Below are 19,526 nucleotides of genomic sequence, written 5' to 3' on the forward strand. Positions count from 1 at the left end.
TCAGCCCAGCCCGAGACGGGCCAGGACGTCGGACTCGATGCCGTCGAGTTGCGAGGAGATGGCAGCGTGCGCAGCGCGGCGCCGCTGCGTCGGCATGTGCTCTGCGGCGGTGACTGCCGACGACAATTCGGCGAGCCGTTCACTGATCGCCGCGACGAACTGTTTGGTCTCCGGGTCTTTCGGCTTCTTAGCCTGCACGCTGCGCAGCGATTGCTCGGCGCCCGCGATGCGCGCCGACAACCGGGCACCGTGGCCGGAGAACTGCCCGATCTGCGCCAGCGGGACCCCGAGCCGGTCGGCACGCCGCTGATCGATCAACCCGCGGGCCGCGACGGCCGCGCGGTAGATCAGCGGCATTAATATCGGGGCCAGTAGGCGAGACACCGTCAACGTGCGGCGAATCCGGGTGGGCGACAACAGCTTGCCTTCGCGCACTGCCTTCAACTCGGTTTCGGCGACCTTCAACGCCGCCCGGTCGCTGTCCTTCTGGGCCTTCAGTTGGGCCTTGAACGCTTTGTCAGCGGACTTCTGGGCCGTCTTGATGCGGCGTCTTTCGTTCTTGGCCGCCAACCTGGCTTCCAGCTTGGCGCGGGCCTTGATGGCGCGGGCTTCGGCGCGACGTGTCGCGCGGCTCTTTCGCTTGCCGAACAGGCCCATTCCCGGCCGCCTCCCGCTATCTCTCGTGGGCTATCGCGTGTGCGCGCGAGCTCTGGGCCAACCCTAATCCGAGCAGGCTGCCGGCGGTCCGCCAGGTCAGCTAGGAGCCGAGGCCTTCGGCGCGGCGGAGCTCCTCGATCCGGTCCAGCACCTTTTGTTGAGCCTCCACCGGCAGGCCGTGCGCGCGAATCGCGATACGGCGAACACCGTCGTCCCGCACCGACGCGTAGAACTGCAACTCCTTATCGAGCTTTTCGTAGTAGTCGTCGTCGGTGAAGTAGGCCGGCTTGATGCGGAAGAAGTTGGCCAGCGCTGTCATGGTCGCGGACGACGGGTTCGTGCGGTTGCCGGAACGTAGCTGCGAGAGGTAGGGAGCCGACATCGTGATGCCCTCCGCCTTGAGCGCGGCGATCACCTCCGCGGAGGTGTGCGGCCCCCTGCCAGGTGGATACACCGTGTCGAACAGGCGGTTCAGGCGGGCAGCGAACGTCGTGCTCATCGATATGACCTCCACCGGGGCAATCGGACCAATCGGTTATCACTAGGTATTTGCTGATCATGGTAGCGACGTTGTCAGCCAACAACCAAGTGCAAACGTGGGCGTATTCGGAACCAGCACTCCGGGCGACCATGCAGGACACCCCCGACGAGCATCCAAACGATTGGGTCAGGTGTCCATGAATTGACCGGATTTCACAGGTTATCCGCAGAATACACGCTCAGAACGGGCGCAGCGCTGCCGTCCGCGCGCGCGCGAAGTACAGCGCGATCAGTCCTGCAGCGACGCGCCCCGCCGATCTCGGGCAACCAGCGGCCGGCGCGAACGTTTCGGCTGATCACTTTGCTGCCCGGTGCCGCGCAGGGGCGTGGGGCGCCCGGTACACACCTGCTGGCAGGGCCGCGGGACGCCGCGGCAAGACCACCGGTGCGGTCCGCGCCCGGGCCTCGACGCACCGGACCCGGGTGGTCGGCGTGCGCGTCTGTTCGGGGAACCGCCGGGACGGGTGCGGTCAGCGCCGCAGAGTTTGCGCCGCGGTCCCGCGACGCCGGGGCCGCGCCGTCAGGCGGCGAGCAGCATGGCCAGGATGGCGGTGTCCGGGTGGCTGATCGGGTCGACCCCGACCCGGCTCACCATCGAGGTGACGGTGCCGTCGGCCTCCGCCTCGACCCATGCCGCCCGGTGTTCCAACCCCAGGTAAGGCAGCCCGGGCAGCAGCACACAGCCGGACGCGGCGCCTTTGCACTCCGGCAACGACGGCATGGTCTCCGAGGGCGGGTGCAACATCAGCAGGGCGGGCGGCTGGTGTTCCGCGAAATAGCCCGGCTGGATGGCCTTGTCGCCGAAAACCGTACCCTCGGCCAGGACCAAGCCGACGGTGCCCGGTTCGGGTTCGTCGGGCAATTCTTCGCGTGCGCCGAAAACGGTTGTGGTGGACAGCAACCCGGGCAATGACGCGACCCGGACCGCGACCATCAGCAGCTGCGCCCATTCCTTGGTGGAATCGGGCCATCGCCCTGAGATCACGAACCCCTTCAGGTCGCCACGAGAATGAAAGGGGGCAACCCCGATAGGTGAACCGGACCCAGCGTCCATCTTGTCCTCCGAACCGCCTCCACCCGAAGTAACCACGTTGGTAGCTCGAAAAATCGCAACAGCACCGCAGCTGAAATGTAGCTCGAATATCCAAGGATGCGCGGGGTTTTGACGCCGTGCAACTCGACACGGCGCGCAACTGCGCAGCCGCAACGACAAGGGCGCCGCGCGTTGCCGCGCGACGCCCTGCCGTGGTGTCAGCCGATCAGGGGAAGATCAGCCCCGAACTCTTCGAGGTGGCAGCGGCGTACCGGTCCTGAACGTCGGCCCAGTTCACGACGTTCCAGAACGCCTTGACGTAGTCCGCTTTGACGTTCTTGTACTGCAGGTAGAACGCGTGCTCCCACATATCGACCTGCAGCAGCGGGATGATGCCGAGCGGCACGTTGGCCTGCTGGTCGTACAACTGGAAGGTCAGCAGCCGGCCACCCAGAGTGTCGTAGCCCAGCACCGCCCAGCCGGATCCCTGCAGACCGTTGGCTGCTGCACTGAACTGGGCGCGGAACTTGTCGAACGATCCGAACTGGTCGTCGATGGCCGCGGCGAGGTCACCGGTCGGCTTGTCACCGCCGTTGGGGGACAGGTTCTTCCACCAGATGGAGTGGTTGACGTGACCGCCCAGGTGGAAGGCGAGGTTCTTCTCGTTCAGGAAGATCGCGGAGTGGTCGTCCTTGGCGCGGGCCTCCTCGAGCTTGGCGACCGCGTCATTGAGACCTTTGACGTATGTGGCGTGGTGCTTGCTGTGGTGGATCTCGTTGATCTGACCCGAGATGTGCGGTTCCAGTGCTGCGTAGTCCCAGTCCAAGTCGGGCAGGGTGTATTCAGCCACGGCATTCCTTCCTCGATGAGCGACTCATCTGACGTGTAGTTCGCGCGATCCCGCCGCGCGGCGGCCTCACCCATTCAACCCTGCTCCAAGACTGCGGATGCCGCAAGGATGCCCGAACGGTTTCTGCGGATCCCGGGCTCAGGACAGCGCGATCAGCGCCAAGATGCTGAGCAGCGCCAGCGCGATCAAACCGGCACGCAGGGCAGCGACGACGTAGGCGTGATTCCACACGGGTGACCCCGAGTACGAACTCGACTGGGTAGAGCCCGGGCCGAACGAATGTGTCGCCATCGAACGCCTTCCAAACTGCATGTTCACCTCGCGTTGCCGGAACCGTCAGTGAGGTGAGTCACAATCATTGTCGCGCTCGCGATCATACGCCACGCGCACAGGTAGCAAAACCTACGCGAATGCGAAGAGGCACGTTTGGACCGTCGCGCATCCGGGTACCAGTACTCGTCGGTGTATTCGCTCTGACCACTTCCGGGCCTGTCTATCGCGCCCGTTGTTATCGCAATGTTATCCACAGTCACGGCCAATGCTGGCCGATAGAAGCGCCCGCTGCCGGTCCGCCCAGCTGGGGATAAACCTGTGGAAACTGTGGATAGCCATTTTTAGCTGTGGCCTGCGTCACTCACCGGGCGGCGACCCCGCAGCCCCCCGGTTACGCTGGTGCGGTGATTCAGGTGTGCTCCCAGTGCGGCACCCGGTGGAACGTGCGCGAACGCCAGCGCATGTGGTGCCCCCGTTGTCGAGGTGCCCTGATGGCGCCGCTGCCGGACGCGGCAGCCGCGGATTCCGGGTGGCGTCCGCCGGTCGCACCGCAGCTGCCCGCCGCTCCCGTCGCGCCGCGCACTCCACCCCGCCTCCCACCCGGTTTCCGCTGGATAGCGGTGCGTCCGGGCGCCGCGCCCCCGATGCGCAGGGGCCGCCGCCCGCTCGGTCCCACCCCGCGCTATACCGCGGTTCCCCGTTGGGGCCTGACCGACCGGGTGCCGCAGCTGGTCCCGGCTACGTCCGAGGCCCCGGCCAAGGCGGGCCCGAAGGCGGACGTGGTGCGCGTGGTCATGTTCGCCACGCAACTGGTGCTCGCCGGCGCGGCGCTGATGTACGCGGTGCGCTACGGGTTGCTGATCTACAACCGCAACGCGCTGCTCAACTCCCTGGTGGCCGGTGCCGCGGACTGGCTGGGCATCGCCGCCAGCGTGGCCGCCCTGGTCGCGCTGTCGGGCTGCTTCGCGGTGCTGGTCCGCTGGCTGATCGCCCGCCGGGCTGCGGCGTTCGCCCACCACGGGTTGACCGAGCACCGCTCGCCGCGCCGGATCTGGGCCGGCTGCCTGCTGCCGTTCGCCAACCTGGTGCTGGCGCCGGTGTACGTCATCGAACTCGCCCTGGTCGAGGATCACTACGACCGGGTGCGCAAGCCGCTCACCTTCTGGTGGCTGGCCTGGGTCGTCAGTTACGCCGTCTCGGTGTTCACCATCGCGACATCGCTCTCCAGCGACGCCCAGGGCATCGCGAACAACAACATCATGGTGGTGGTCGGCTACCTCGTCGCGGCGATCACGGTGGCCGCGGTGGCGCGGGTGTTCGAAGGTTTCGAGCGCAAGCCGGTCGAGCGACCGATCCACCGCTGGCTGATCGTCGAACCCGATCCGCCGCACCAGCCCGCAGCGGTCGAGCCAGAGGGACAGGAACCGGCGGCATAAGCGCATGACGCGGGCGGATGAGGTCCTCGCCGGGCACCCCTTCGTGGTGGCCCACCGCGGTGCATCATTTGTCCGTCCGGAGCACACGCTGGCCGCTTACGATCAGGCCCTCAGAGAGGGCGCCGACGGCGTGGAATGCGACGTGCGGCTGACCCGCGACGGTCACCTGGTCTGCGTGCACGACCGCCGTCTGGACCGCACCTCCTCGGGGGAGGGCCCGGTGAGTACTGCGACGCTGGCCGAAATGCGCGAGCTCGACTACGGCGCCTGGCACGACAGCTGGCGCTCGGACGGCGCGCACGGCGACACCAGCCTGCTGACCCTGGACGCGCTGGTGGGGCTGGTGCTGGACTGGCACCGGCCGGTGAAGATCTTCATCGAGACCAAGCATCCGGTGCGCTACGGCTCGCTGGTGGAGAGCAAGCTGCTGGCGCTGCTGCACCGCTTCGGCATCGCCGCCCCAGCCTCCGCGGACCGGTCCCGGGCGGTGGTGATGTCGTTCTCTGCCGCCGCGGTGTGGCGGATCCGGCGCGCCGCACCGATGTTGCCGACGGTGCTACTGGGCAAGACGGGTCGCTACCTGACGAGCAGCGCGGCCACCGCGGTGGGTGCGACGGCGGTCGGACCGTCGCTGGCGGCGTTGCGCGACTACCCCCAGCTGGTCGACCGGTCGGCCGCGCAAGGCCGCTCGGTGTATTGCTGGACCGTCGACGAGCGTGCCGACGTCGAGTTCTGCCGGGAGGTCGGGGTGGCCTGGATCGCCACCAACCATCCCGGGCGCACCAAGGCGTGGCTGGACACCGCGGCCGACAACGGCGGCTGAACCGCGGTTCGGCCGGACGGATTCACGGCTGCGGGTCCAGCGCGGACGTCGGCACCGGTGCATCGGTGGACAGCGCGTCGAACAGGGCGCGGGCCGCGTCGCGATTCCACACCACCACCGAGCCGGCACCGCTGTCGCTGAACTCGCCGATCGGCACGGTCGTGGCCGTGGTGCGGCCGTGCAGCGCCCAGCCGAGTCGGGCCAGGTCCCAGGCGTGGTCGCCGCGGTCCACCGTCAGGGCGGCGGCTGCGGCGCGCGGCACCGAGTACCAGCGCCAGGGGTTGAGCCACACCGCCGGGCTACCGGCGCGTTGCAGCACCGCGGACATGAACTGCCGTTGATGGACCATTCGATCCAGATCCGCCCGCGGGGTGGCCCGGGACCGCACGTAGCCCAGCGCGCTGCGGCCGTGCAGTTGTTGGCACCCGGCCGGCAGGTCCAGGCCGGCCAGTGGATCGCTGATCGGCTCGGCGGGGCACACAGTCACGCCACCGAGCGCGTCGACCAGTTCGGCGAATCCGCCGAAACCCACTTCCGCGTAGTGGTCGAGGCGCAGGCCGGTGGCCTGTTCGACCGTCTGCGCCAGCAACGCCGCACCGCCCATCGCGAATGCGGCATTGATCTTGTCGCGGCCGTGGCCGGGAATCGGCACATAGGAATCGCGCGGGATGGAGATCAGCGTGGCCGGACTCCCGGACCCGAAGCCGGGGAGGTGGACCAGCATGATCGTGTCGGTGCGGCCGGAGCCCACGTCGCCTCCGGTGGCGAGGTCCTGCTGCTGTTCGGCGGTCAGGTCCTGGCGGCTGTCGGAGCCGACGAGCAACCAGTTGGTGCCGCGGCCGGGAGTCGGCCGCTCCTGGTAGTCGACCAGCACGGTCGCGCGGTGCACTGCGGAGTCGAACCAGAGGGTCAGGCCCAGCACACCGGCAACCACCAGCAGCGACACGATCAGCAGGACCAGCGCCAGCGTCCGGAACCAGCGGCGTCCGGATGTGCGGCGTGGTCGCGGGGGGCTGGGCGCGGCCGGCGGGGGCCGTCGCGGCGCGGCCGGCGGGGGCGGCGTCACCGCGGGCGGCAGGGGTCGGCGGCGCAACACCGGGGCAGCTTCCGGCTGAATCGGTCGCTGCGCTGGTCGATCCCCGTTCACCCGGGACAACTTACGGGGCGGGCACCCGCGGGGGTAGCGAACCGGCGGCGTTATTGGCGCGCGCGCAACCCGTTGACGAACGGACAGCCCATCAGGACGCGGATTGCCTGGCTGAGACCGCTCATGTCGTCCACCGGCTTGTGAAACGGCAACCGGATGTCGCGGTCCCCGTCGGTGCCTTCGACGCGGAACCGTACGCCGTAACGGTCCAGTCCCAGCGGACGGACATGTCCGCGCCGCAATGGCGCCGGTAGCCGCGACACCAGCCGCGCGACGACGTCGTTGTGGGCGGTGGCCAGATGCCACAGCAGCGTGGACTCGATCTCGCAGAACGGGTCGGGGCGTGCCGTCAGCAGATCGGCGACGCTCACGGGCTCGGCGCCGGTCGCGTCGGTGACCACCACCGAATCGATCTCCAGGCGCAGCAGGGTGTAGCTGACATCGTCCGCACTGGGCGGAGCGGATTTCGGCGTCTGGACCTGCAGCAGCGCGGGGTTCGGATTTTCGGTGGCGATCAGGTCCAACAGTTTGGCCACCGCGCCGGGGGGGATCCGGTGCAGCCGGCCACGCACCCAGACCAGCGACCGGACCGGCTCCCGCACCGGCAACGGCGCGTAGTCGGTCAGTTCCAGCAGTGCCTGCGACCCGGACTCCACCTGGCATTCCGGCATGCTGCTGGGAACTGCGACGGCGAACGTGCCGTCGTACAGCAGGTGGTGCATGGGCGTGGACACCGGATCGGCATCCTCGACCGCCAACAGCGCGCCCCCGGCCCGGACGCAGGCGCTGCGAATGCGCTCTGCCGTGGTGGGCGTAGGGTGTGTGACCGGTAGCACAGTTACCTCCGTAGTTTTAGGTAAGCCTAAGGTAACTTAGGGTCGGGTAACTCGCAAGAGTCGGTGACCCACGCCGACGCGCCGTTAGGGTTGTCTCTGTGGCCCGCATCGCTTACCTCGGACCGGAAGGAACTTTCACCGAGGCTGCGCTGCTCCGAATCGCCGACACCGGGTTGATCCCCGGGTCTGACAGGGCAACGAGGCTGCCGGTCGAGAGCACCCCGGCCGCGCTGGACGCGGTGCGCGACGGCACCGCCGACTATGCGTGCGCCCCGATCGAGAACTCGATCGACGGATCCCTGGCGCCCACCCTGGACAGCCTGGCCATTGGATCGCCGCTGCAGATCTTCGCCGAGACCACGCTGGAGGTGGCCTTCTCCATCGTGGTCCGGCCGGGCCTCGACGCGGCCGACGTCCGGACGTTGGCGGCGTTCCCGGTCGCCGCGGCGCAGGTGCGGCGATGGCTCACCGCGCAGCTGCCCGGCGTCGACCAGCGACCCGCGTATTCGAACGCTGACGCCGCCCGGCAGGTGGCCGAAGGCCGGGTCGACGCCGCGGTGACCTCACCGCTGGCTGCCGCGCACTGGTCACTGCCGACCCTGGCGGACGGGGTGGTCGACGAGTCCGGTGCGCGCACCCGGTTCGTGCTGATCGGACCGCCGGGGCCGCCGCCGGCCCGTACCGGGGCCGACCGGACGTCGGTGGTGTTGCGGGTGCAGAACGCGCCGGGCGCCCTGCTGATGGCGCTGACCGAGTTCGGGATTCGCGGCATCGACCTGACCCGCATCGAATCCCGGCCCACCCGTACCGGGCTGGGCACCTACATGTTCTTCGTCGACTGTGTGGGTCACCTCGAAGACGACGCCGTCGCCGAGGCACTCAAGGCGCTGCACCGCCGTTGTGCTGATGTGCGCTATCTGGGTTCCTGGCCGACGGGCCAGCCTGCGGGGGTGCTGCCACCGGTGTCGGACGAGGCGTCGCGCTGGCTCGCGCGATTGCGCGCCGGCCGAGGCGAGGGAGCACCATGAGTGGCCGGCTGGTGTTGGTGCGCCACGGCCAGTCCTTCGGCAATGTCGAGCGCCGGCTGGACACGCTGCCCCCGGGGGCGGCGTTGACCCCGCTGGGCCGCGACCAGGCGCGCGCATTCGCGCGCAGCGGCTGGGCCGCGCGGCGCCCCCCGGCCATCCTGGCGCACTCGGTCGCCGTCCGGGCGTCGGAAACAGCCGCGGTGATCGGTGCTGAACTCGACCTGGCCACGCTCGAGCTGACCGGCATCCACGAGGTACAGGTCGGCGAACTGGAGAATCGCAGCGACGACGAGGCGATCGCCGAATTCAACGCCACCTACCGGCGCTGGCACCGGGGCGAGCTGAACGTGGCGCTGCCCGGCGGCGAGACCGCCCACGACGTGCTGGACCGGTATGTGCCGGTGCTCACCGATCTGCGAATGCGTTATCTGGACGACGACGCCTGGGACGGCGACATCGTGGTGGTCAGCCACGGCGCGGCGATCCGGCTGGCCGCGGCTGTGCTGGCCGGCGTGGACGGCTCGTTCGTGCTGGACAATCCGCTCAACAACGCCGAGTCGGTGGTATTGACTCCGATCACCGACGGGCGGTGGAGCTGTGTTCAGTGGGGTGTGAGCACCCCGCCGTTCTACCCGGAGACGCCGGACACGCCCGTCGGGCAGGCCTGCCAGGCCAGTACCGCGTCAGGCCCCGATCCAATGGGCTGATCTGCCGACATCGTCGGCCTGCGCGCAGGCGCAGCCGACCGCATCGCAGTCGACCACGAAGGCGTGCGTGAACAACTCGGGTATCGCACAGTCGTTCTCGGTGCATTCCGAGCGGGCCAGTGAGTGGACGATCAAGGTGCCGTGGCAGTGGTCCAAGCCTGCCCGGCAGTCGCGGCAGCCAGCGGTCATACGTCGTTCATAACACCGGGTGCCGACAAACGTCGGACACCCCGCCGAATCAACGGCCAGAAAGTCAAGCCCAGCCCAGCTCGTCGAGCCGGTCGTCATCGATCCCGAAGTGGTGGGCGATCTCGTGGATCACCGTGATCGCGACCTGGTCGACCACGTCGTCGTCGGATTCGCAGACGTCCAGCAGCGCGTCGCGGTAGATCGTGATGGTGTCCGGCAGCGCACCGGCGTAGTCCGAATCCCGCTCGGTCAGCGCCACCCCTTCATAGAGGCCGAGCAAGTCGTCGTCGTCGGGATGGCGGTCGGCGACCAGGACGACGACGTTGTCCATCGCCGCCGTCAGCTCGGCGGGAATCAGGTCGAGGGCGTCGGAGACCAGTTCGTCGAATCGCTGCGGGTCCATCCGGACGGCCACGTCGGTCAGCTCGGGGGCGGCTCGGCGGGCGCCGGACCGTCGGGTGCCGGGGCCGGCGGCGGTCCGCCTCCGTCCACCGGCGGGGGAGCCTGGGCCGGCGGAGCCTGGGTGGCCGGTGAGGAGGGGGCCCGGGTGGGCGTCACCACGGGCTGCTGGTTGGGCAGGTGCTGATTGCCCGGCGGGGCGGTGGGTGCCTGCTGTTGTTGCGTGGGTGCCGACGACGGTTGGCTGGGCACCTGCACGGGGATCTGCGGGAGGGTGAGTCGCTCCTGCGGGATGTCGGGTGGCGGCACCGGTTGCTGGCCGTTGATCAGCAGCGGGCCCTTGGCGCTGTTGAGCAGCGTCGCCCAGCCGCCGTTGCCCAGCGTGGCGCCGATGCTGCAGGCGACCTCGCGGCTGCCGGCCGCCCAGCTGGGCAACGACACGGTCGGATAGATCAGGGTCAACGTGGTGGTGCGCAACTTGACCGGCGCCAGGTAGGCGTCGGTCATCCGGGTGCAGGTGTCCTTGATGAACCCGTCCTGGTCGGCCTCGGCGGGAAACGCGTCGGGGAACCTCTCGGCGAGGTTCACGGTGCCGGTGACTTCCATGGCATGCGGCGCCGTGCAGTCGACCGGAACGTCGACCGGTTGGTTAGTGGCCGAGTCGATGCCCACACAGGTGCCAGCGGGCCAGACCTTGGACTGGTCGATGTCGGCGACCTTGCCCTTGAACGCGACCTGCAGGTTGTTCGGGCCGGGCAATTGCAGTCCACACAGCATGCGGCGTTCGCCCGCCTGACGCCAGGCCCGGTCACCCGACCACAGCATGCTCACGGTGAACTTGCTGTTCGGGTCGAACTTGGGGCCCAGGTAGCGGCGCACCGCCGGCTCGCACTGCTCGGTGTTGATCTGCTGGATCCGCGCCGGGGACGGGGGAGCGGCGCTGGGCCCGTATTCCGATCCGGGGAAGGTGCGCAGGTCCACGGCTTCGGCGACCTCGAAACGGTGGTCCTGGGCGCAGCTGACGATGGACGCGGATTCCGGAGTGCCGTCCGGCCAGTTCAGGCAGTCGCCACTGTCGGCCCGGCTGAACGCCCCGTTGCTCTTGGAGCCGGTGCTGGGGGCGGGATCGCTGTTGAGGTAACCGGCGAGGCGTCCCCCGCTGCCCACCGACGGAAGTACGGTCACCAGTCCGGCGATCAGCAGGGCGCCCAGCGCGGTGAGCAGCAGGGCCCGCCGGGTCGCGGTCGCCTGCAAGCCGCGCGGCCAGCGGAAGCCCCTGGACGACTCCGGCGACTCGCTGGCGGGTGCCGCTTCCTCGGAGTCCTCGACGGCCACCGGTTCGTCGGCCGGCGACTCCTCGAGCCCGTCGGCGGGTGGCGGTTGTTTCTTTCGCAGATCGAGCATCGGCTCCATTCTGACAGGACCGCGCTGGGACTGTTACCGATGTTGCAGATGTGAGACCCGGGGCGAACTGCGACGATCTGCTGCGACCGCGGTGTGCCGGCAAAAGTAGTCTTGCGGCCGTGATCGACCTGAAGCTGCTCCGGGAAGACCCTGACGTCGTGCGCCGTTCCCAACTCAGCCGGGGTGAAGACCCCGCGCTGGTGGACGCTCTGGCGAATGCCGACGCGGCCCGCCGGGCGGCGATCTCGACCGCGGACGCGTTGCGCGCCGAACAGAAGCTCGCCAGCAAATCGGTGGGCAAGGCGTCACCGGAGGAACGCCCCGCCTTCTTGCAGCGTGCCAAGGAGATCGCCGAGCAGGTCAAGGCCGCCGAGGCGGACCAGGTCGCGGCCGAGGCGGCGTTCACCGCGGCCCACATGGCCATCTCGAATGTCGTCATCGACGGTGTCCCGGCCGGTGGCGAGGCCGACTTCGCCGTCCTCGACGTCGTCGGCGAAACCCCGGCGTTGGACAGCCCCAGGGATCATCTGGAACTCGGCGAGTCGTTGGGCCTGATCGACATGCAACGCGGCGCCAAGGTCGCCGGGTCCAGGTTCTACTTTTTGACCGGTCGCGGGGCGCTGCTGCAACTGGGTCTGCTGCAACTCGCACTGCGGGTGGCGGTGGAGAACGGCTTCATCCCGATGATCCCGCCAGTGCTGGTTCGTCCGGAGGTGATGAGCGGCACCGGATTCCTGGGTGCCCACGCCGACGAGGTGTACCGGCTCGAAGCCGACGACCTCTACCTGGTGGGGACCTCGGAGGTGCCGCTGGCCGGGTACCACGCCGGCGAGATCCTCGACCTGAGCGCCGGTCCGTTGCGCTATGCGGGGTGGTCGTCGTGTTTCCGTCGGGAGGCAGGCAGCTACGGCAAGGACACCCGCGGCATCATCCGGGTACATCAGTTCGACAAGGTCGAAGGCTTCGTCTATTGCCGGCCCGAGGAGGCCGAGGCCGAGCACCAGCGCCTGCTGGGCTGGCAGCGCGAGATGCTGGCGCACATCGAGGTGCCGTACCGGGTGATCGACGTGGCCGCCGGCGACCTGGGCTCCTCGGCCGCGCGCAAGTTCGACTGCGAGGCGTGGGTACCGACCCAGGGCACCTACCGCGAACTGACGTCGACGTCCAACTGCACCACCTTTCAGGCGCGGCGGTTGGCGACTCGGTACCGGGACGCGAACGGCAAACCCCAGGTGGCCGCCACCCTCAATGGCACGTTGGGCACCACCCGGTGGTTGGTTGCGGTGCTGGAGAACCACCAGCAGCCGGACGGCAGCGTGCGGGTGCCGGCGGCGCTGGTGCCCTACGTCGGGGTCGAGCTGCTGGAGCCTGCCTAAACTGCGCAAACCCCTCAGCTAGCTGCGGATATGTCGTTATGATCCGCGGGGAGGTGAGCGGCATGGGCTGGTTGACTGCGTGGTGGCGGCAGCCGGATCACTACGACCAGCTCGGACTCCTTCTGCAGGTGCGCGGGATGGCTGGCCGTACCCGGGCCGCGATCGCGGCGATCGGATTGGCGCTGGTCGCCGCGATTTTCGTGACCTTCTTCAGCACGACTGGACCGCGCGGGCCAGTTCAGACAACCTGTGCGCTGGTCGCGGCCGCCGCCGCCGCCACGGGGGCGCTGCTCTGGGTGTGGCGATGGCCTACCCGCACCCAGGCGGTGTGTTTCACCTTGGTGGCCAATGCCAGTATCGCGCTGGCCGTGCTGGCCCAGAGCGAGCCCCTCGGCGCCATGCTGGCCTGCACCACCTTCGTCACGATGGCCGGCTACATCGCGCTGTTCCATGCAGCGCCGCTGATGGTCTACAACTTCGTGGTCGCCGCTGCCACCGGGATCGTCGAGGCGTGGCTGATGGTCCCGATCTACGGCGTTGTCTCGGCTGCGGGCGCGTTCTCGTTGGTGATCATGCTCAACCTCGGGGTGCCGTTCGGCATCCAGGCCGTCGCGCATGTGCTCGGCATCGATGCGATGCGGGCCGAGCACGACCAGCTCACCGGGCTGTTGAATCGCCGCGCTTTTCATCGGCGCACCCGGCGACACTTGGAAGGGGGCCGTCCGTTGCCCGGCCAGCTGGTGATCACGGTGATCGATCTGGATCGCTTCAAACAGCTCAACGATCGGTTCGGGCACAGTACCGGCGACGCCGCACTGGTCGCGGTGGCACATGCGTTGCGGGCGCACACCGACGACACCGCCGTCATCGCACGGGTGGGCGGTGAAGAATTTGTCATCGCCGATATCTGGCGGCCGGCCGAAGTGGACCGGCGAGCGCAGCGGTTGTGCGACGCCATCGCCGCGCTGCCCTTCGGCATCACCGCCAGCCTCGGTACGGCTGCGGTCGACACCGCACGGCGGGTACCCGCCGCCCTGGACATTCCGGCCCGGATCAACGAGCTGATCTGTGCGGCCGACGCCGCCATGTATGTCGCGAAACGCCGTGGGGGTAATCAGATCTGTCACCACGGCACCCAATACCGCAGCGACGAACTCAGTGCCTAGACCGCTACTTTTTCCGCGGCGCGCTGGTGGCGGTGCTGGCGCTCGATGGTGGCGAAGTAGAACGCGAAGGCGAACGCGAAGCTGGTGAACAGGCTGCTGACGAAATACAACCACGGCCGCTTGAGGCCGCGCCGGTAACCGTCGATGATCGAAAACAGCGGCAGCAGAATGACATTGGCGATCGTGTAGTCCTGCCCGGCCGAACCCGCGGCGGGGTTGACGAACATCAACTGGATGTACTGGGTCCAGCTGCCGGGACCCCAGAGGGGGTTGTGCACTCCGGTGATCCCGTGCGGGGCGTAACCCTGGACGAAGCGGAAGTTGAAGTACCAGCCCAGCGCGATCGAGGCGATACCGACGACGTAGTACACGATTTCGAGGGGCGAGAAGGACGGCCCGGCGGCCGGTCTGGCGTAGACCGCAGGATTCGATCTGACGATCCACCAGATGACGGCGATACCGAGGACAGCGTGGGCGAGGAGCGACACCATGGGCGCAGTCTCACCCCGCCGTCAAAGTTTTGTCAATATTGACAGAACCAATTCAGGTATCTTGCTCAAATGGTGAGACCCGCGCAGACGGTGCGCAGCGAGCGCACCCGCGAAGCGTTGCGCCAGGCCGCAATGGTGCGTTTCCTGGCCCAGGGCGTGCAGGACACCTCCGCCGAACAGATCGCCGCGGACGCCGGTGTCTCGCTACGCACCTTCTACCGACATTTCAGTTCCAAGCACGACCTGCTGTTCGCCGACTACACCGGCCTGAACTGGTTCCGCTCGGCCCTGGACGCCCGGCCCGTCGACGAACCCGTCATCGACTCCGTGCAGGCAGCCATCTTCGCGTTCCCTTACGACGTGGAAGCGGTGACCAAAATCGCCGCGCTGCGCGGTGGCGAGATCGACCCCGGCCGCATCGTGCGCCACATCCGCGAGGTCCAGGCCGACTTCGCCGACGCCATCCAGGTGCAGCTACAGCGCCGCAGCCGAGCCGCCGACCAGCCGCGTGATTTTCAACTGCGGACCACCGTGACCGCCCGCTGCATCGCCGCCGCGGTGTTCGGCGCGATGGAAGCCTGGATGGTCGGGGACGACCGGTCGCTCGGCGAACTCGCCAGGATGAGCCAACTGGCGCTGGCGACGGTGCGCGCCGGCCTCGACGACACCTGGGCGTCCTGGTTACCGTCTGTTTCGTCATAATTGACAAAACTTTGTCCGCGTGACAGCCTCCGGTGCGGGAGGTCGCCATGTCTGACACGGGTAGTGACTACGACGCGATCGTGATCGGCGCCGGGCATAACGGGCTGACAGCGGCGGTGCTGCTGCAGCGGGCCGGGCTGCGGACGGTCTGCCTGGACGGCAAGCTCTACGCCGGCGGGATGGCCGCCACCGTGGAACTGTTCGACGGGTATCAGTTCGAGATCGCCGGTTCGGTGCAGTTCCCCACCTCGGCGCAGGTGATCAGCGAACTGGGGCTGGATGCCCTCCCGACCGTCGACCTGGAAGTCATGTCGGTCGCGCTGCGTGGCATCGGCGACGATCCGCTGGTCCAGTATTCCGACCCGATGAAGATGTTCGCCCACCTCAACGAGGTGCACGGCGCCGACGCCGTCGCCGGGATGGGGGGACTGCTGATGTGGGCCCAGGCGCCGACGCGGGCGCTGGGCCGGTTCGAGGCGGGCACCCTGCCCAAGACCTTCGACGAGATGTATGCCTGCGCCACAAACGAATTCGAGCGGTCCGCGATCGACGACATGTTGTTCGGTTCGGTGACCGAGGTGCTGGACCGTTACTTCCCGGATCGCGAAAAGCACGGCGCGATCAGGGGTTCGATGACCATGCTGGCGGTCAACACCCTGTATCGCGGCCCGTCCACCCCGGGCAGCGCCGCCGCGCTGGCCTTCGGGCTCGGCATCCCCGAGGGCGACTTCGTGCAGATGAAGAAGCTGCGTGGCGGCATCGGCGCGCTCACCGCGCATCTGACCCACGTGCTGGAGGCGGCCGGCGGTGAAGTGCGGTTGCGGACCAAGGTCACCGAGATCCTCATCGCAGCCGGCCGGGTGACCGGCGTGCGCACCGAGTCCGGCGATACGCTGTCCGCCCCGATCGTCGTCTCGGCCATCGCACCCGACGCCACGGTCAACGACCTGATCGACCCCGCACTGCTGCCCGCCGACATCCGGGACCGGTATGCGCGCATCGACCACCGGGGCAGTTATCTGCAGATGCACTTCGCGCTGGACGAGGCGCCACAGTTCGCGACGCCGTACGAGGCGCTCAACGACCCGAGCCTGCAGGCATCGATCGGCATCTTCTGTACGCCGGAAGAGGTTCAGCAGCAATGGGAGGACTGCCGTCGCGGGATCGTGCCGGCCGATCCCACGCTGGTGCTGCAGATACCGTCGGTGCACGATCCCGACCTGGCGCCGGACGGCAAGCACGCGGCGTCGGCGTTCGCGCTGTGGTTCCCGATCGAGGGCGGCGTCGATTACGGGCAGGCCAAGGTCGAGATGGGGCAGCGAGTGATCGACAAGATCACCCGGCTGGCGCCCAATTTCGAACGCAGCATCATCCGGCACACCACCTTCACGCCCAGGCACATGGGAGTGATGTTCTCCGCACCCGGCGGCGACTACTGTCACGGGCTGCTGCACTCGGATCAGGTGGGGCAGAACCGGCCCGGACCCAGAGGATTCATCGGGCAACCCATTCCGGTCGAGGGGCTGTACCTGGGTAGCGCCGGCTGCCACGGCGGACCGGGCATCACCTTCACCCCCGGCTACAACGCCGGTCGGGCAGCCCTGGCCGATCGCTAGCCGCGAGCGTTCAGCAGTTCCTCGAAGCAGGCCAGGAACTCCTCAGGACGCGCCGGGGTGAAAGCCGGCTTCGAGCCCGGTATGTCCAGCGTGATCAACACCGACTTCAGCGGCCGGTACAGATCCAACGGCAACCAGCGGCGAAAGTCCGGACTGCCCCACACGTTGAAGCGCACCGTGAACAGGCCCAGCGACTCGACCTTGTAGGACCGGATCTGGTCGAGGCTGATCACCTTGGCGGTGCCGGACGGAAAATGGTAGCGGCGCAACGCGATCGCCATTTCGTCCAGTTGCACCACGCCGTCGTCGTAGCACAGGTCCGCCATCGTGCTCATGCCGGAGAACTCCTCAGCTCGTGACCGCGCGTGGTCAGACAACGACCGTCGTCCAGCCGCCACTGCCACCCGTGCAGGTTGCAGGTCAGCGTATTGCCTTCTATCACACCGAATTTGGACAAGTCTGCCTTCAGGTGCGGGCAGCGGCGCTGAAACTCCCAGCCGTCCACGGTGATCGAAGCGGAGTCGTCATGCGACTCGGCGAACCAGCCGTCGGCGTAGGCGATCCGCTCCTCGGTCAGGCACTTGAAGAACGTGTACAGGTATTCGTTGTAGCCGCCGACCCGCCAGGCCCGGAACCGGGTGGACAAAAAGATGGTGTTCACCCAGTCGGGTTCGTTGTCGCGCAGCACGGTGCGTACCAGTTCGGGCGCGATGGCAAAGCCGTAGCGCACCTTCTCGTCGGGAATGCGTTCTCGCACCGCACGTTTCGGGAAATCCAGCACCACGGTCTCGGGGCCGATCACCAGCTCCACCGGATAGCCGATACCGTCGCAGATCTCGTTGCTGGCCAACATGATCGGTTCGAACAGCGCCCGTAGCGGCTCCAGCAGTGGCTCACCCGTCGGCGGCGCCCAGGTGGCCTTCTCGGCGGCCAGCACCGGCGCCATGCGCTCGGCGAAGTCGGCGATGTAGGCCGCCTTGCCGGTGGTGAAGATCGCCTCGACCTGCTCGGTGGGCAGCGGATGAGTCAGCGAATCGAGGGTCGCGCCGGTGAAATCCGCGACCGACCCGGGCATCATCAACAGACCACCGTCGTGCCCGTGGCGGCGCATCTGGTCCAGGAACACCATCTGATCCGGGAAGATGTTGGCCGGATCGTCGCGGTCGTCGTTGAGGTGACGCAGTTCCGGATCCAGGAAGCATGGCGGGCCGGCCGACGGCACCACCCAGGTCGCTCCCACCTGGGCGATGTACTGGCGCGCCCGGTCCATCTGCCGCTGCCGCTTCTGGGTGCCGAACGCCTCCTTAGCGCGCGCCGGCATGTCGTAGACCATCGGGTACCAGATCGCGCCGGAATACTGCAGCAGGTGCACGTCGATGTCGCCGAAGTCAGCGGCCAGCACGTCCAGATCGACCGGGCGTGCGTCGTTCATGTTGAACACGGTGGTGTCGCCGTCGGAGACCACCAGTGCCGAGTCGCCGATCGGACCGTCGGCGGGGGCCCGCAGGGCGATGATCATGATGTCGAGGTCACCCTTGGGCCCGGACAATCGGTGTTGCACGGAGTCGGTGGTCTCGAAGAACCGGCGGAAGCCCAGCTTCTCCAACTCGTTGCGCAGGTCCGGCACCGGGAAGTCGGGCAGCAACACCACCGCGTCCTTGTTGACGTGGGCGGTCAGCAGCTTGGCGTCGAAGTGGTCTTTGTGCAGGTGCGACACGTACAGGTAGTCGCAGTCGCCGAGGGCGTCCCAGTCCAGCCCGCTGTTGTCCGGGAACGGCACCCACGACGCGAAGTACGCCGGGTTGACCCACGGGTCGCACAGAATGCTGCCCGCGCGGGTCTGGATCCGAAAGCCGGCGTGGCCGACGCTTGTGACCTGCACAGATACCTCTCGGGGGGCGGTTTCTTTCGTCACGAGCTTACGTGAATCACCGGGTCGGGTCCTGCCACAGCCGTTAGTGGTAGTGGATGCGCAGCGGGTCGGCGGCACCGCCGTGGCCGGTCAGGAGTGCGCGTCCCAAGTCAGGGCTCGCCACCTCTGTGCCAGCTCGGCGCACTAGGCTGGATTGCTGTGGAACCGGCTTACGGCACTGCCATCACGATTGCCCGCCTGATATTCCGAGTGCAGGGACTGAAGATCACTGTCACCGGGGTGGAGAATCTACCGACCACCGGGGGTGCCGTCGTTGCGATCAACCACACCGGGTACCTGGACTTCACGCTGGCGGGCCTCCCGGCCTATCGGCAGAAGCTCGGCCGCAAGGTGCGGTTCATGGCCAAGCAGGAAGTGTTCGACCACAAGTTCACCGGGCCACTCATGCGTGCCTTCCGCCACATTCCGGTGGACCGGGAAAGCGGGGCCGCCTCCTATGCCGCGGCCGTCGAGAACCTGAAAGCCGGCGAGCTGGTCGGGGTGTATCCCGAGGCGACCATCAGCCGCAGTTTCGAGATCAAGGAGTTCAAGTCCGGAGCGGCCCGCATGGCGGTGGAAGCGGGGGTGCCCATCGTTCCGCACGTCATCTGGGGCGCCCAGCGGATCTGGACCAAAGACCACCCGAAGAAGCTGTTCCGGCCCAAGGTGCCGATCCAGGTCATCGTCGGTGAACCGATCGAACCCACCCTGCCCACCGCCGAATTGACCGCCCTGCTGCATTCCCGGATGCAGCATCTGCTCATGCAGGCCCAGGAGCAGTACGGGCCGCACCCGGCGGGTGAGTTCTGGGTGCCGCATCGGCTCGGCGGTGGCGCCCCTTCGATGGCCGAGGCGGCGCAGCTGGATGCCGAAGAAGCGGCGATGAAGGCGGCGCGCCGGGAAGAGCGAGCTCATCCCACCGGTTCCGCAGAGCACTGACC

General features: G+C 67.9%; 22 protein-coding genes. 9 read left to right on the forward strand and 13 right to left on the reverse strand.

The features are described 5' to 3' along the window. The 5 genes from AC5Y3Z_RS11470 to AC5Y3Z_RS11490 form a co-directional block, all read right to left on the reverse strand. Entirely contained in the window at positions 1 to 657 is a 657-nt protein-coding gene (locus AC5Y3Z_RS11470; protein WP_463826221.1) for a DUF6474 family protein, read from the reverse strand. A 100-nt stretch (positions 658 to 757) separates the two neighbouring features. Beyond that, the gene (locus tag AC5Y3Z_RS11475) at positions 758 to 1,156 is read right to left on the reverse strand and encodes a transcriptional regulator (protein ID WP_463826220.1); all 399 of its coding nucleotides are present in this window, start codon (positions 1,154 to 1,156) and stop codon (positions 758 to 760) included. Between the two features lie 561 nt (positions 1,157 to 1,717). Beyond that, positions 1,718 to 2,251 (reverse strand): peptidase, encoded by a 534-nt coding sequence (locus AC5Y3Z_RS11480; RefSeq protein ID WP_463826219.1) that lies wholly within the window; start codon positions 2,249 to 2,251, stop codon positions 1,718 to 1,720. A 205-nt stretch (positions 2,252 to 2,456) separates the two neighbouring features. Then, entirely contained in the window at positions 2,457 to 3,080 is a 624-nt protein-coding gene (locus AC5Y3Z_RS11485) for a superoxide dismutase (RefSeq protein WP_463826218.1), read from the reverse strand. A gap of 138 nt (positions 3,081 to 3,218) precedes the next feature. Next, positions 3,219 to 3,371 carry a hypothetical protein gene (locus AC5Y3Z_RS11490; RefSeq protein ID WP_463826217.1) on the reverse strand — a complete coding sequence of 51 codons (153 nt, stop codon included), beginning with the start codon at positions 3,369 to 3,371 and terminating at the stop codon, positions 3,219 to 3,221. Positions 3,372 to 3,757: 386 nt separating this feature from the next. Between AC5Y3Z_RS11490 and AC5Y3Z_RS11495 the strand changes: the two genes are divergently transcribed. Together AC5Y3Z_RS11495 and AC5Y3Z_RS11500 are read left to right on the forward strand one after the other, a co-directional pair. Next, positions 3,758 to 4,789 carry a DUF4328 domain-containing protein gene (locus tag AC5Y3Z_RS11495; protein ID WP_473138664.1) on the forward strand — a complete coding sequence of 344 codons (1,032 nt, stop codon included), beginning with the start codon at positions 3,758 to 3,760 and terminating at the stop codon, positions 4,787 to 4,789. A 4-nt stretch (positions 4,790 to 4,793) separates the two neighbouring features. Further along, positions 4,794 to 5,612 (forward strand): glycerophosphodiester phosphodiesterase, encoded by an 819-nt coding sequence (locus AC5Y3Z_RS11500; RefSeq protein WP_463826215.1) that lies wholly within the window; start codon positions 4,794 to 4,796, stop codon positions 5,610 to 5,612. Positions 5,613 to 5,634: 22 nt separating this feature from the next. On the opposite strand, the gene AC5Y3Z_RS11505 is transcribed toward AC5Y3Z_RS11500, so the two are convergent. Then, complete coding sequence (locus tag AC5Y3Z_RS11505) at positions 5,635 to 6,759, reverse strand: LCP family protein (RefSeq protein ID WP_473138663.1); 1,125 nt, start codon at positions 6,757 to 6,759, stop codon at positions 5,635 to 5,637. 50 nt (positions 6,760 to 6,809) lie between these two features. Further along, positions 6,810 to 7,595, reverse strand: a complete 786-nt coding sequence (locus AC5Y3Z_RS11510; protein WP_463826214.1) for a DUF2470 domain-containing protein — start codon at positions 7,593 to 7,595, stop codon at positions 6,810 to 6,812. Between the two features lie 98 nt (positions 7,596 to 7,693). On the opposite strand from AC5Y3Z_RS11510, the gene pheA reads away from it, so the two are divergent. Both pheA and AC5Y3Z_RS11520 read left to right on the forward strand, forming a co-directional pair. Then, positions 7,694 to 8,623 (forward strand): prephenate dehydratase, encoded by a 930-nt coding sequence (gene pheA, locus AC5Y3Z_RS11515; RefSeq protein ID WP_473138662.1) that lies wholly within the window; start codon positions 7,694 to 7,696, stop codon positions 8,621 to 8,623. Beyond that, the gene (locus tag AC5Y3Z_RS11520; RefSeq protein ID WP_473138661.1) at positions 8,620 to 9,330 is read left to right on the forward strand and encodes a histidine phosphatase family protein; all 711 of its coding nucleotides are present in this window, start codon (positions 8,620 to 8,622) and stop codon (positions 9,328 to 9,330) included. The genes pheA and AC5Y3Z_RS11520 overlap by 4 nt, the downstream gene beginning before the upstream one ends. On the opposite strand, the gene AC5Y3Z_RS11525 is transcribed toward AC5Y3Z_RS11520, so the two are convergent. The 3 genes from AC5Y3Z_RS11525 to AC5Y3Z_RS11535 all read right to left on the reverse strand — a co-directional run bounded on the left by AC5Y3Z_RS11525 (position 9,307) and on the right by AC5Y3Z_RS11535 (position 11,331). Then, positions 9,307 to 9,519 (reverse strand): hypothetical protein, encoded by a 213-nt coding sequence (locus AC5Y3Z_RS11525; RefSeq protein WP_473138660.1) that lies wholly within the window; start codon positions 9,517 to 9,519, stop codon positions 9,307 to 9,309. The genes AC5Y3Z_RS11520 and AC5Y3Z_RS11525 overlap by 24 nt on opposite strands. 64 nt (positions 9,520 to 9,583) lie before the next feature. Then, entirely contained in the window at positions 9,584 to 9,934 is a 351-nt protein-coding gene (locus tag AC5Y3Z_RS11530) for a metallopeptidase family protein (protein ID WP_463826210.1), read from the reverse strand. A gap of 5 nt (positions 9,935 to 9,939) precedes the next feature. Continuing rightward, positions 9,940 to 11,331 (reverse strand): septum formation family protein, encoded by a 1,392-nt coding sequence (locus AC5Y3Z_RS11535; RefSeq protein ID WP_463826209.1) that lies wholly within the window; start codon positions 11,329 to 11,331, stop codon positions 9,940 to 9,942. Between the two features lie 110 nt (positions 11,332 to 11,441). Here AC5Y3Z_RS11535 and serS point away from each other — a divergent pair, with 110 nt between their 5' ends. Both serS and AC5Y3Z_RS11545 read left to right on the forward strand, forming a co-directional pair. Continuing rightward, complete coding sequence (gene serS, locus AC5Y3Z_RS11540) at positions 11,442 to 12,698, forward strand: serine--tRNA ligase (protein WP_463826208.1); 1,257 nt, start codon at positions 11,442 to 11,444, stop codon at positions 12,696 to 12,698. A 62-nt stretch (positions 12,699 to 12,760) separates the two neighbouring features. Further along, positions 12,761 to 13,864: a GGDEF domain-containing protein gene (locus tag AC5Y3Z_RS11545; RefSeq protein WP_473138659.1), complete on the forward strand. Its 1,104-nt coding sequence runs from the start codon at positions 12,761 to 12,763 to the stop codon at positions 13,862 to 13,864. On the opposite strand, the gene AC5Y3Z_RS11550 is transcribed toward AC5Y3Z_RS11545, so the two are convergent. After that, complete coding sequence (locus AC5Y3Z_RS11550; RefSeq protein ID WP_473138658.1) at positions 13,861 to 14,355, reverse strand: DUF2834 domain-containing protein; 495 nt, start codon at positions 14,353 to 14,355, stop codon at positions 13,861 to 13,863. The two genes, AC5Y3Z_RS11545 and AC5Y3Z_RS11550, sit on opposite strands and share 4 nt — an antisense overlap. A 69-nt stretch (positions 14,356 to 14,424) precedes the next feature. Here AC5Y3Z_RS11550 and AC5Y3Z_RS11555 point away from each other — a divergent pair, with 69 nt between their 5' ends. Further along, positions 14,425 to 15,057 (forward strand): TetR/AcrR family transcriptional regulator, encoded by a 633-nt coding sequence (locus tag AC5Y3Z_RS11555; protein WP_463826205.1) that lies wholly within the window; start codon positions 14,425 to 14,427, stop codon positions 15,055 to 15,057. Between the two features lie 47 nt (positions 15,058 to 15,104). Continuing rightward, positions 15,105 to 16,673, forward strand: coding sequence for a phytoene desaturase family protein (locus AC5Y3Z_RS11560; protein ID WP_473138657.1), 1,569 nt, complete (start codon positions 15,105 to 15,107; stop codon positions 16,671 to 16,673). On the opposite strand, the gene AC5Y3Z_RS11565 is transcribed toward AC5Y3Z_RS11560, so the two are convergent. Beyond that, positions 16,670 to 16,999, reverse strand: a complete 330-nt coding sequence (locus tag AC5Y3Z_RS11565; protein ID WP_463826425.1) for a hypothetical protein — start codon at positions 16,997 to 16,999, stop codon at positions 16,670 to 16,672. The genes AC5Y3Z_RS11560 and AC5Y3Z_RS11565 overlap by 4 nt on opposite strands. Positions 17,000 to 17,004: 5 nt before the next feature. After that, entirely contained in the window at positions 17,005 to 18,555 is a 1,551-nt protein-coding gene (locus AC5Y3Z_RS11570) for a Rieske 2Fe-2S domain-containing protein (protein ID WP_473138656.1), read from the reverse strand. A gap of 189 nt (positions 18,556 to 18,744) precedes the next feature. On the opposite strand from AC5Y3Z_RS11570, the gene AC5Y3Z_RS11575 reads away from it, so the two are divergent. After that, complete coding sequence (locus tag AC5Y3Z_RS11575) at positions 18,745 to 19,524, forward strand: lysophospholipid acyltransferase family protein (RefSeq protein WP_463826202.1); 780 nt, start codon at positions 18,745 to 18,747, stop codon at positions 19,522 to 19,524. Positions 19,525 to 19,526: the final 2 nt, after the last annotated feature.

Source organism: Mycobacterium sp. NGS61, from assembly GCF_059812325.1.